16 protein-coding genes are annotated in these 11,104 nt (G+C 39.9%); all 16 read left to right on the top strand.

Features of this window, described 5'->3' with window-relative positions; translation table 11 throughout:
- Window positions 1-47 precede the first annotated feature (47 nt).
- Entirely contained in the window at window positions 48-455 is a 408-nt protein-coding gene (locus C505_RS0119070; protein WP_018694242.1) for a type II secretion system protein GspG, read from the top strand.
- Window positions 439-849 (top strand): type II secretion system protein GspG, encoded by a 411-nt coding sequence (locus tag C505_RS0119075; RefSeq protein ID WP_018694243.1) that lies wholly within the window; start codon window positions 439-441, stop codon window positions 847-849. The genes C505_RS0119070 and C505_RS0119075 overlap by 17 nt, the downstream gene beginning before the upstream one ends.
- Window positions 846-1,049, top strand: a complete 204-nt coding sequence (locus C505_RS0119080) for a helix-turn-helix domain-containing protein (protein WP_018694244.1) — start codon at window positions 846-848, stop codon at window positions 1,047-1,049. The genes C505_RS0119075 and C505_RS0119080 overlap by 4 nt, the downstream gene beginning before the upstream one ends.
- Before the next feature lie 100 nt (window positions 1,050-1,149).
- Window positions 1,150-1,692, top strand: coding sequence for a hypothetical protein (locus tag C505_RS0119085; RefSeq protein WP_018694245.1), 543 nt, complete (start codon window positions 1,150-1,152; stop codon window positions 1,690-1,692).
- Between the two features lie 273 nt (window positions 1,693-1,965).
- Window positions 1,966-2,880, top strand: coding sequence for a hypothetical protein (locus tag C505_RS0119090; protein WP_018694246.1), 915 nt, complete (start codon window positions 1,966-1,968; stop codon window positions 2,878-2,880).
- 2 nt (window positions 2,881-2,882) lie between these two features.
- The gene (locus C505_RS0119095; RefSeq protein ID WP_018694247.1) at window positions 2,883-3,464 is read left to right on the top strand and encodes a hypothetical protein; all 582 of its coding nucleotides are present in this window, start codon (window positions 2,883-2,885) and stop codon (window positions 3,462-3,464) included.
- Window positions 3,465-3,571: 107 nt separating this feature from the next.
- Window positions 3,572-3,997, top strand: coding sequence for a single-stranded DNA-binding protein (locus C505_RS0119100; protein WP_018694248.1), 426 nt, complete (start codon window positions 3,572-3,574; stop codon window positions 3,995-3,997).
- A 12-nt stretch (window positions 3,998-4,009) separates the two neighbouring features.
- Window positions 4,010-4,522, top strand: coding sequence for a PX domain-containing protein (locus C505_RS0119105; protein ID WP_018694249.1), 513 nt, complete (start codon window positions 4,010-4,012; stop codon window positions 4,520-4,522).
- A complete protein-coding gene (locus tag C505_RS0119110; protein WP_018694250.1) occupies window positions 4,515-4,895 on the top strand; it encodes a RusA family crossover junction endodeoxyribonuclease in 381 nt (126 codons plus the stop codon). The genes C505_RS0119105 and C505_RS0119110 overlap by 8 nt, the downstream gene beginning before the upstream one ends.
- Window positions 4,895-5,125, top strand: coding sequence for a helix-turn-helix domain-containing protein (locus tag C505_RS22995; RefSeq protein ID WP_018694251.1), 231 nt, complete (start codon window positions 4,895-4,897; stop codon window positions 5,123-5,125). The genes C505_RS0119110 and C505_RS22995 overlap by 1 nt, the downstream gene beginning before the upstream one ends.
- A complete protein-coding gene (locus C505_RS0119120; RefSeq protein WP_018694252.1) occupies window positions 5,097-5,468 on the top strand; it encodes a hypothetical protein in 372 nt (123 codons plus the stop codon). Before C505_RS22995 ends, C505_RS0119120 begins: the two co-directional genes overlap by 29 nt.
- A 459-nt stretch (window positions 5,469-5,927) precedes the next feature.
- Window positions 5,928-6,116 carry a hypothetical protein gene (locus tag C505_RS0119125; protein WP_018694253.1) on the top strand — a complete coding sequence of 63 codons (189 nt, stop codon included), beginning with the start codon at window positions 5,928-5,930 and terminating at the stop codon, window positions 6,114-6,116.
- Between the two features lie 297 nt (window positions 6,117-6,413).
- On the top strand, window positions 6,414-7,460 hold the full coding sequence (locus C505_RS0119130) for an HlyD family secretion protein (protein ID WP_245556381.1): 1,047 nt from the start codon (window positions 6,414-6,416) through the stop codon (window positions 7,458-7,460).
- 186 nt (window positions 7,461-7,646) lie between these two features.
- Window positions 7,647-7,898: a hypothetical protein gene (locus C505_RS0119135; RefSeq protein WP_018694255.1), complete on the top strand. Its 252-nt coding sequence runs from the start codon at window positions 7,647-7,649 to the stop codon at window positions 7,896-7,898.
- A gap of 16 nt (window positions 7,899-7,914) precedes the next feature.
- On the top strand, window positions 7,915-8,091 hold the full coding sequence (locus tag C505_RS24480) for a hypothetical protein (protein WP_018694256.1): 177 nt from the start codon (window positions 7,915-7,917) through the stop codon (window positions 8,089-8,091).
- A 682-nt stretch (window positions 8,092-8,773) separates the two neighbouring features.
- Complete coding sequence (locus tag C505_RS0119150; RefSeq protein ID WP_018694258.1) at window positions 8,774-10,918, top strand: peptidase domain-containing ABC transporter; 2,145 nt, start codon at window positions 8,774-8,776, stop codon at window positions 10,916-10,918.
- Window positions 10,919-11,104 lie beyond the last annotated feature (186 nt).

Raw genomic sequence — 11,104 nt, forward strand, 5'->3', positions numbered from 1 at the left:
TTGATATTCAGTGGTCCATTTCTGTTCATGATTGTTGAGGTATGAAAATGAAGCATTTGAAATGGGTTGGATTGACAATTGCTGGTGGAATGATGGCTGGTTGTGAGCACCATTTTGGTGATTGCTGTCATATCAATCCAGATATTGATATTCGTATTCTTAGCGAAGCCGTTGATATGTATCACTTCTGCTGCAAGAGGTACCCTCAAAAACTTGAGGAACTTATATCTAAATCTCCATGTGAAGGACTTGATGATCAAATTCTAATTAATTTGATAGAACATGATCGGTGGGGCAACGCAATTCAATACAATTTCCCAAGCCAAGACCCATCGCGAGGTGTGCCATATGACCTTTATTCAGCAGGGGAAGATGGTGTTGTTGGTACAGAATATGATCTGTCGAATTGGGCTTTGAAAAGAGAAGAGGAGAGCGGCAGTGAGAGTACACGTTAAGTTATCGATCCTTTCTGTTCTTGCTATCTCAATTAGCGGCTGTGACAACACAGTGGGTACGGCTGTCTCAGGCCAAGGGATAAAGTTTGAGTTCTTACAAAGTGCCCTTGAAATGCATGTCGAGATTTGTGGCGACTATCCGAATGATCTCCAGACGCTGACTCGTCCTGGAAAATGCCAAATATTGAAAGAGGATACTTCGCTCAACGATATCTGGGGGAACCCATATGAATACAGCTATCCAAGCCGATTGCCTTCTAGGGGCGTGAAGTATGATCTGTTTTCCCGAGGGGAGGACAAGCAGTTGGGTACTGAGGACGACATCGCGAATTGGATCCCAAAAGAAGTTTGGGAAAATTATTACCAGAAACAAAAAGAGGCGTTCTATCAATGAAAACAGGCGAATTCCTCAAACATTGGCGCAAGGTGTCAGGGAAGACCCAAGAGCGGGCAGCAATGGAATATGGGATTGGTATCCGAACGTTGATTGCCTGGGAGCGAGGGGAGCATGAGCCGAAGTTCTTTGATGTATTGAATTTAGTTACTCGGGTTTATGGGGTGGATGTTGAAGTTGGAGGGCAGGGAATTGCATGATAATAAGAAAAAAGAACTATATGAACTACAGTTAGCATACAACTTGGAATGATTCTTTAGCCAAATGTGACTTAGGATTTATGGGTCACAAGGAGGAAGTATGTCAGAGGTGTATGCAAAGGATTTTAGTGAGATCGAGTCTACTCTAAAATCCAATTATGTTCTTAAAAATTTGGTTTTAAATCTTGCTCAAAGTGAGCCGATTATTGGTAAGGTAGTGGAAGATAGAGAAGAAAAGTCTCGACAAATTCTCTTAGATTACTTTAAAGGTAATATCACATATAGCGAAGCCGTTACTCAAACCGAAAAAGGCTTACCTAGGGGTGAGAGTAAATATTCTCAAGAAAACCATGCATTTGCCAGTGGTTGGGCAGAGAGGCACGTTAAAACACAAATAAGTCGATTCTATAATCATGCAGTATTGAAGAAGATCATTTCATCAGGATCTAACGATTGTTATATTCATCACTCTCAAAGTGAAGATCAAGATTCAAAGTGTACTCGGGAGCTGGCTGGTAAAACACACTCTGCAGCTGAAGTATTAAAAAATATAAAAGCAGCATATAGCGAAGGCAATTATAGCGAAACACTAAAAGTTCCTTATCATCCTCACTGTTCTCATACCGTTTATCCAGTAGTATAAGTATCCCAACATAATAAAATTGTAGTGGCACAACGATCTTGGCCACTACAATACTCTATTCGAAAAGTTTGCATATTCTTGGAAATTTTTTGATGAGATAAATTTGGTAATACGGGCTTATGAGTTGGATCTGGAACTCTTACGTTAAAGAAAGCAACAGCTATTGAATATCACTTATCCAGTCTTTATCCCATTGTCATCCTTCTAGAATAGAGGTATATTCTTACCCCATATTTACGGCCTATCAATATAATTCAAAAAGGAATTTAGCAAATGGATACCCAAGTTGCACATCGTTTAACCCCTCAAGAAATGCAACGTCAACAAAACATCGAATCACTCCTGAAGCAAAACCAACATACCTTTGTTCAAATGAACAGCCAAGAATTCTTTCAGCTTGCTTGGAATGTGAAGCGGCTTGAAGGCTACTCATTCGAACAATTTAGTGCTTGGGTGGATACAACCCTTGAGAAAAGTGGTGTTGTCTCTGAGCAATGGCAACAGTATCGAGGAACCATTAAGAATTCGAGTGGTTGGATCCCAGTTGTCATGGACAGCCTTGCCTTAACTGCTATCGCAAGAGAAATGCATCGTGGTGGAAAAGTCTTTGCAAAATACAGAATCAAAATGTTTGGTGGAAACCCGCACATTATTTTTGAGGGTTATGCCGGCTTACGTCGCCACTTAACTGGGACCAAGTATTTAGCGAGTAACCCCAAAGTCGTGACGCTTGGTGTGGGGAAACTTGGCGCAAAGCAGGCGATCAAAGGTGGCTTTATCATCTCTGTGATTGTTTCTGCTGCGTTTCATTTCGTTGATCAGTTATTCAATGATGAAAAGACTTGGCATGATTTTGTTGGTGGGGTCGCTGTCGATGTTGCCGCAGGTGCAACTGCCGCCGCAACGGCAATTGTTACTCCTATCGTCGGTGCGGTGAGTATGGCTGCGGTTGGTCCACTAATAGCAGTTGTAGCGGTCGGTGCTGGTTTAGTTATGCTGACGAACCTGTTGATTGATACAGACTCTATCGCTAATAGTATTGCAACAAGCTTAAGGGTTGCTGAAAATAACCTGAAAGACAGCATGAGAGATCTGAAAAGAGGCATTCAAAAAGTTGAACGCTCATTTTTTGATGATCCTATCGGCTTTATGCATCGACTCTTTGCCGTCCCTCAGATAAGAATTTAAAGATGAAAGCTTCTGAAGAAATAGATTTAAAAGAACCAGAGAGTCATACTGAAAAGCTCAAGCTTCTTGGGCTTATCATTTTTGTGATGGGTTTAAGCTGTGTCTCAGTCTATGGCTCTATCCAAGAGATGATGACCATATCCAGCTTAGTTTCAAAGCCTGTATTTTTTAAGTCTTATACTTTTGCCTTTGCTATCTTGTTGCTTGTGCCGATATTTTTAACTTGTGCATATATTTACTGGCAAAAATTCATTGGCACCATGACGCAACGAAAGTCAGATCTTGCGATGAAACTCATCATATTTTCCTCAATCGGTTTTTTTGTGATCCGCTTGGTGAGTGGTTACATTCTGCCCTCATACTATGAAGGTCGTGGTTATATTCATTGTTATTATCTTTCTGGGACGAACCTGGGCTCATACAATATTTGGGTAAAAGATAATGGATATTGCTTTGAAACATCATCTTCGGTCAGAGTTGATCTGCTTTCATGGATGGAAGAAGAAGTGAAGAAAGGGAGAAAGCCAACCGTGACCGAGGTTCAAGAGAAAGCGGCTTTGTTGAAAATGGAATATGAGATGTAGTTCCAATAAACTCTTCATTTATTCGTTCAAACCTGCAACAACCTGCACTTTTATCAATCGACATGCTGTTATCCTTTTCATATCCCTTGAAATGATTTGGAGTCAGCATGTTTATCAAACTCTGTCGCATCGGTCGTGATACCGAATGCCGTTACACCCCGCAAGGTACACCAGTTGCCACGATTTCTTTGGTTTATGATATCGGTTTTGGTGAAAACAAAAAGTCACAATGGATTGAAGCCACGCTTTGGGGTAAGAAAGCGGAAGGGATCACCCCGCATTTAACAAAAGGAAAACAGGTCCTATTAACTGCGGACGATTTAGAGGTTGAAACCTTCACCCGTAAATCTGATGGTACTGTCGGTGCGAAGCTCAAAGCCAAGGCCATCGATATTGAATTTGCTGGTGGAAGCCGTGAAGAAGCCGCGCCAATCCAACAGCAAAAACCTCAAGACCAAAACCCACCAACCCAACAACCAAAGAGTCAAAGTTCGGGGCCACCCCTTGATTTTGATGATGATGTGCCGTTCTGAAAGGGGGAGGCAATGGAACAAACACAGCTCAAATGGCGTCATGCGAGTGAGATCCCTTCGGATGAACTCCTCATAGAATATGAACATCGATCACCCCGTGGGATCTTCCTCTGTTATTACCCAGATAAGCCCCCAATGGGGAACATCATTCAACTGATATACGAAAAAGAATTCGGCTGGAACTTTGATGGGTTTACCCACTGGGCGCCGATACCAGAACTACCAGACCATCACGAGCCTAAGAAAGTGCTGCGTCGATTTTTGGAGTACTTTGGAGAAGAAAATAGGGAAGGGTTAGCTCGCTTTCTTTATCGTGTGAGAGATAGAGAGTTATTCAGCATATCCAGTGTTGCAGCTTTCATTGAAAGAGAAGAGCATCAAGCCCATGCGTTTATCACTGATGTCCTTCTGAAAGAAAACCTGATTGAAAGGGGTAGTAAGTACAACCGTGACTCTTTCAGATTAACCAGTCGCGGCAGCTTGTTTCAGGAAATTTCGAAAGAAGCGGGGAAGGACAATGGTTAAATTAACCCTGCCGTACCCACCCACAGTGAATCACTACTGGCAATCATTCACAGCATGGAGAGCAGGCAAAAAGATCGTCAAAAAGACACTCTCAGTCAAAGCAAAAAAATTCGTCAATGATGTGCATTTTCATGTGGTGAAGGAGAAAGCCGCAAAGCGCTATGCAACGCCTGTAGAAATCAATATCGGTGTGTATCTGCCGGATAAGCGCAAACGCGATCTCGACAACCTGCTGAAAGGGCTGTTTGATGCCCTGACGAAAGCGAGAGTGATTGAAGATGACTCACTGATCCACAGCTTTTCGATCCAACGTCTGGGCATTGAATCTCCAGGCAGAATTGAGTTAACGGTGACACCGATTGAGGGGGAATGATGAAAAGTGGTGAATTGCTGCGTTTTTATCGGACTTATTTGGGGTTCACACAAAAGGAAGTCGCGGAAAGGTACGGTGTGACAGAAAGAACGTATCGGCGTTGGGAAAATTCAGTCACACAGCCTGGACACGATGACATCAAGGGCGTCATTGAAGGGGTATTCGGGATCACAGTCGAATCCGCAATAGAGGCGTATAAGTATGTTGAACATCAAACAGTTGCGGCATGAGCTGCAAATCTGGGGGAATTATTGGTATTCAAAGGAATTCGGAATGGGTTACAACCGCCGCGCAGCCACGGAAAAAATTGGGTTAGGAAGACATGTTTTTCAGAGCAGTGCGGATTTCTCTGTACCGACTTACATTGAGAAGCTTGATAAAAAAATAGGGCAGTTACGGCCCGAGTGTGTCAAGGCGCTGCGTGTCGAATACATCGTTAGAAAACCTGCACGGCTGGTGGCGAAACAATACGGTTTTGACTCAATACAGTCATTTCAATTCTGGCTGGCTAGGGCAGAAAGAACCCTGATTCTCAAAATTAATCATTTCAGAAAAGTGGATAGTGGCTGTTAAGCACAAGCAATTTGCGGTGAATGACATTTAATTATGATTATTGATATTTTTCTTAGATAAAATCAAGAATTTTGCGATTAATCGACTATTAACATTTCGATTTTTTATTTTATCAGGTTGGATCGTTTTTTGATCGCCTTGAGTGTTTGTTAGCCATGACTTTGATGGCTAATCATAGTTTATGAATTTTAAAAGTTAATAGGCATATCAAATAATTCATAAGTTAAAAATGGAACTTCTTAGTAGTGTTGACAGGAACAAAAAGCTCCAATAGAATTCGGTCCGACTAGCGGTACAGCAATACTGGCGTAAGTTCAACTTTGGATTTTATTTCATAAATATCAATGAGTTGGATTTTGGTTTGTTTAGGTTCGGGCTATAAAATTAATTGCTGCTAGTGTGTAGATTAAAAAATATGATCTCAATATTGAGAATAGTATTGTACTAAGGAAAATCGGAATGCGTATCATTAAAGGAAAAACCCTCCTTCTTATTACTGGCGCTAATTGCGAACAGAAGTCTATTAAAAAGGAATTTTTGTCACTTACTTGCCATCTTTTCCCTCCAGTGCCAGATAGAGGCGCATTTAGTGGGGGCTTCATCATACAGGTTCCACCTGATAAATCGCAAAAAATTGATTTGGTTTAATTGTTGTTTGGCTGGGGCAATGAATATGAGCTTTAGTCATTCATAACATTCAGCTTTGCGTGCAAACAAAATTACGCTGGTATTTCATAGGTAGTCCAAATGCCATTATTTAGAAAAGAAGCAATTGATCACCAAAGTGAGCGGCTGAGAGGAGCCATTTCAATTAATCAGCCATTACCAATACAACTCTGCGTATTTGGGTTGGTATTGATACTGTGTATTATTTTGACCTTTTTGTTTTGTGCAAATTACGCTCGAAAAGAGACGGTCAAAGGGTACTTGGTACCATCTGGTGGCATGTTAAAAAGTTTTGCGCCACAAGGAGGTAGTATCGAATCCCTCTTTGTGAAGGAAGGGGACGTTGTTAAAAAGGGACAAGTTCTCGCAGTTCTTATTATTGATAAAAAGGATTTAACAGGAGCTGATATTAATGAGCAATTAATCACTCGTTTAAAACAGCAGATAAGCTTAGCGAATAAAGAAATACAGCAGTATACAAAACTCTATTCAAAAGAATTAGATGAGGTCGATGAAAAAATTCGGTCTCTTCATGAAGAAAAGTCTGCCTTAGAAGCACAGTTGGAAATATTACAGCAAAAACTGGCATTACATTTAAAGCAAAATACAGACTTAACAGCACTCAATAGCAAAGGGTTTATTTCTAATATTGAAATGGATCGACAAAAACAGAGTTTATTAGAAACAAAGCTAGAAAAACAGCAAATTGTACGGCAAATATTTCAGTTTGAAACACGGTTGCAGGAACTGTCGATCAAAAAAGAAAAGCAACCCTATGAACATAAGATCAAAATTTCACAGCTTTTGAGACAGAAGGATGATCTATCGCAAAGGCTTGAAAAGTTTCAAGCAGAATACAAATACACTGTAACAGCGAGTCAAGATGGTGTGATTGCAAGTATTCAAGTAGTACTCGGTGAGGTTGTTACCCCGAGAAAACCTCTTGTTCATATTGCTCCATTAGGTTCAGAGTTAGTTGCAGAAGTATTAATACCAACACGCTCGGCTGGGTTTATTGAAAAAGGAAAAACGGTTCGTTTGAGGTTTGATGCATTTCCATATCAAAGATTTGGCTCTATTGAAGGGCAAGTCAAAAATATTGACCAAGCATTGATATCACCTGGAGAGGTTCACTTACCAGTTGATTTTAAAGAACCTGTTTATCGCTTAAAGGCCCAACTGAATGAACAGGAAATTAAAGCTTATGGGAAAGCTTTTCAGCTAAAAAGCGGTATGTTCTTCGAGGCAGATATTATTTTGGAAAGACGAACATTGATTGAATGGGTTTTAGATCCAGTCCTGAGTCTCAAAGGGCGTATTAACTAAATAAGAATTGTAGGAGTGATTATGAAACAACTCAGTATTCAAGATATTAAGCTGGTTAGTGGTGGGTTCCCCGCGATAATCGTAGCAGGTCCAGTCATTATCAACAGAGCTTAAAAAAATTTATTCCAAAAGCGGAATAAAGAGTTGCTGGTTTAACCGACTTTAGCGAGAAAGAAAAACCAGCATTTGAACCGCAAGCTCAGAGAGCTTGCAATTACAATCCGACGTGAGTCGAACATTAAGGAAAGTATCACAATGCGTGAATTAAATCTATCAGAAACTAAGAATGTAAATGGTGGTGCACTATTTCTAGTGCCTGCGGCAATTGGGCTCTTTGAAGCTGGTAGTGCAGGTGCTTTTGCTGCTGGAGCAATTACTCATTTGGCTGTACGTGGTGCTGCTGTTTATGGGGCATATAGATTTTTAGGTCGTAACTAAAAGGAATTTTAAAGAAATGAAAGAACTTACAAAGAAAGAAGTAAGGGAGGTTTCTGGTGGCTTTTGGGGAAACGTTGCATGGACTGCTTTTACAGTATATAAAGGTCACACATATTTGAAAGAAAATGGCTTTTATCTACCAGCTGGTAAATGGCTTTACAACGATGGTAACTTAAGGCGTATGCCGATTTAAAGGTAACCTCTTATTGATGAAGGTATTTTATTACCTTCATCTTCTTATGTTGTCAGTATGCAATGCATTTTACAAGGAGTATCAGTCTGATGAAATGCCAAGAATGTGGGAAAAAAATACCTTTTTTAAACTATTTCAAAAACTTTCAATATGTGTTTAGTTGTAGTTTTTGTAAGAAAGATAATCGATTACCTCTTTTGACTTCATTATCTGGTAATCTAACGATTGCTTTGTTACTTGCTGCGACCGCATTTTTAAATGGCTTTAGTAAAGAAATTACCCTTGTTTTTTGTATCTTATTTGCTGGAGTCTTTTTTAGAATCTGGTGTTACTTTAAAAACTGAAGGTCTTAACATTGATTTATAAATGGATAATTTCATTTACTCTATTAGCTACTATAGCTTTGTTGTATATATTTGATGCACCTTACTATATAGATATAATTCTATCTGGCTTTGGTATGTTGTTTGTAATGTTTAGGCTCCTTTTCAGCTCTGAGGAGTGATGTCATTTATTCAAACAACAAATAATACGTTCGTTGATCCTTGAGACAAACGAAATAAAGATTTTCCAAATTATCATTTCTCGCCATCAAATCAAAATACATATGGAAATATACGTTAGATAGATTTCGAAGAGAAATTTATTGCATGTAGCTTTTAACTACTCCCTAAGAAAAACCATGTCAAGAAACGAACAAAAACAAATGGATAGCAGCTGGTTGATCAAGTTTTCGGTGACAACTTCTACCCCACTTATTCTTCAAGCAGAAGCAGCTGAGTGCGGACTAGCTTCTATGGCAATGATCGCTTGTTATCATGGCCACCAAATCGATCTTCCCTCGATGAGAAAACGGTTTTCAGCCAATTTACAAGGAATGAACTTACAACAAATCATTGAGCTTGGCGATAGTCTCGGGCTGGCAAGCCGGGCACTACAATGCCCGATTGAGGAAGTTCATAAACTGGCAACACCTTGCATTTTACACTGGGATATGAATCATTTTGTTGTGTTAACGCAAGTGTCTGGCTCCGGGGAAAAAACAAAATACTCTATCAATGATCCAGGTGTAGGAAAGCGAGTTTTAACTAGAGATGAGTTCAGTAAACACTTTACAGGGATTTGTCTTGAGCTGACACCAACCAGTCGATTTCAAGTCAAAAAAGAAAAAAGTCAAATGAGACTTTCTCAGCTATGGAGCAAAATCTCTGGGTTGAAGATGGGTTTGCTGAAATTATTCAGTTTATCAATCATTCTCCAAGTCTTCGCATTAATGAGTCCCTATTATATGCAGTGGGTCGTTGATGAAGTGCTCATTAGTTTTGATAAACAGCTACTCATTGTTTTAGCAATTGGGTTTGCGCTCATTGCCGTGATTAATACCATCACAAACGCGCTGCGAAGTTGGTTGATCCTTCGGTTATCAAGTCTTCTTAACATGCAAATGGGTGTCAACCTACTCAGGCACTTGCTGCGACTCCCCATGAATTACTACGAGTCAAGGCATGTTGGTGACATCGTTTCAAGATTTGGGTCGCTCTCTCAAATTAAAGAACGGCTTACGACCGGATTTGTTGAGACTATTGTTGATGGGCTTATGGCAATCGCTGTTTTGGTAATGATGTCTATTTACTCCGTCAAGTTAACGTTGATTATTGTTGCAACGGTCATGATTTACAGCTTGATCCGCTTCACTCTATATCGGCCTTTACATCAAGCAACGGAAGATATGATCCAGTGTTCAGCTAAAGAGCAGTCCAATTTTCTGGAAAACATTAGAGGGATCCAGACGATTAAGTTGTTTAGTAACGAGTCTCAACGTCAAAGTATTTGGCAAAACCGTTACGCAGAAGTCATTAATAGTGAGATCCGATTAGGGCGACTCAAAATCAGCTTTGATAGCATGAATAAACTGTTATTTGGGATTGAAAATGTCATTGTTGTCTATATTGGTGCGACATTGGTTATGGGGAACAGCCTCACTGTTGGTATGCTTTTGGCATTTATTACCTATAAAACCCAATTAACAGAAAGACTCTCCAATTTTATTGAGCAGCTCATTCAGTTTAAGATGATGCGTTTACATCTGGATCGTATTGCTGATATCGCTTTAACACCTGAAGAAGAAAACAGGGATGGTGAAGCCGTTATTCGTAAACCACAAGGGGTGTTGACGATAGAGAATGTGAGCTTTAGTTATGGCACAGATCAGGCAGCAATTCTGAATGATATAAACCTGACTGTGAATCAAGGTGACTCTATTGCAATAACAGGATCATCAGGGGCAGGAAAAACTACGCTCATGAAAATTATGCTTGGCTTACTTCAACCAACATCAGGAAGAGTTTTATTTGATGGAATTGATATTCAGACAATTGGTTTAAAAAATTATCGTAAGATGATAGCTGCGGTGATGCAAGACGATACGCTGCTTGCTGGTTCCATTGCAGATAACATCAGCTTTTTCGATCCTCAACCAAACTATTTAAGAGTTGAGCAATGCGCTCATTTGGCTGCTATTCATGAAGATATTGGAAAAATGACAATGGGATATAACTCCCTTGTTGGTGATATGGGTGCAAACTTGTCTGGAGGGCAAGTGCAACGATTACTGCTTGCTAGAGCACTTTACCGTTCGCCATCCATTGTATTTTTGGATGAGGCTACAAGCCACTTAGATCAGAATAATGAAATCAAAATTAGTGAAAAAGTAAAGAACCTTTCTGTATCTAGAGTGATGATAGCCCATCGTCAAGAGACAATTGATATTGCAGATAAAGTCTATGTATTGGAAAAAGGTTTTTTAATTGAGCCAGATATACCCTAACAAAATAGAGCTATGATGATTTCTGGTGTATGAGGTGAGAAAAAGAATGTGGTGCTAATCTGTTGATTGATCTCGCAAATCAATAGTCAACAAAGAGAAACACCACATGGCAAATCATAAAGTATCACCACTGAAATCACCAGAAATAGATCCACTGAACGACGTTTTAAAACAAGGGGCACAAGC

It is taken from the genome of Algicola sagamiensis DSM 14643 (assembly GCF_000374485.1).
Lineage (GTDB): Bacteria > Pseudomonadota > Gammaproteobacteria > Enterobacterales > Alteromonadaceae > Algicola > Algicola sagamiensis.

What these genes read in the sequence shown, in the direction of transcription:
- C505_RS0119120 (WP_018694252.1), top strand. Translation starts at nt 5,097, where the DNA reads ATGTTGAACATCAAACAGTTGCGGCATGAGCTGCAAATCTGGGGGAAT.
- C505_RS22995 (WP_018694251.1), top strand. Translation starts at nt 4,895, where the DNA reads ATGAAAAGTGGTGAATTGCTGCGTTTTTATCGGACTTATTTGGGGTTC.
- C505_RS0119090 (WP_018694246.1), top strand. Translation starts at nt 1,966, where the DNA reads ATGGATACCCAAGTTGCACATCGTTTAACCCCTCAAGAAATGCAACGT.
- C505_RS0119095 (WP_018694247.1), top strand. Translation starts at nt 2,883, where the DNA reads ATGAAAGCTTCTGAAGAAATAGATTTAAAAGAACCAGAGAGTCATACT.
- C505_RS0119150 (WP_018694258.1), top strand. Translation starts at nt 8,774, where the DNA reads ATGTCAAGAAACGAACAAAAACAAATGGATAGCAGCTGGTTGATCAAG.
- C505_RS0119125 (WP_018694253.1), top strand. Translation starts at nt 5,928, where the DNA reads ATGCGTATCATTAAAGGAAAAACCCTCCTTCTTATTACTGGCGCTAAT.
- C505_RS0119085 (WP_018694245.1), top strand. Translation starts at nt 1,150, where the DNA reads ATGTCAGAGGTGTATGCAAAGGATTTTAGTGAGATCGAGTCTACTCTA.
- C505_RS24480 (WP_018694256.1), top strand. Translation starts at nt 7,915, where the DNA reads ATGAAAGAACTTACAAAGAAAGAAGTAAGGGAGGTTTCTGGTGGCTTT.
- C505_RS0119070 (WP_018694242.1), top strand. Translation starts at nt 48, where the DNA reads ATGAAGCATTTGAAATGGGTTGGATTGACAATTGCTGGTGGAATGATG.
- C505_RS0119110 (WP_018694250.1), top strand. Translation starts at nt 4,515, where the DNA reads ATGGTTAAATTAACCCTGCCGTACCCACCCACAGTGAATCACTACTGG.
- C505_RS0119105 (WP_018694249.1), top strand. Translation starts at nt 4,010, where the DNA reads ATGGAACAAACACAGCTCAAATGGCGTCATGCGAGTGAGATCCCTTCG.
- C505_RS0119130 (WP_245556381.1), top strand. Translation starts at nt 6,414, where the DNA reads ATGTTAAAAAGTTTTGCGCCACAAGGAGGTAGTATCGAATCCCTCTTT.
- C505_RS0119080 (WP_018694244.1), top strand. Translation starts at nt 846, where the DNA reads ATGAAAACAGGCGAATTCCTCAAACATTGGCGCAAGGTGTCAGGGAAG.
- C505_RS0119100 (WP_018694248.1), top strand. Translation starts at nt 3,572, where the DNA reads ATGTTTATCAAACTCTGTCGCATCGGTCGTGATACCGAATGCCGTTAC.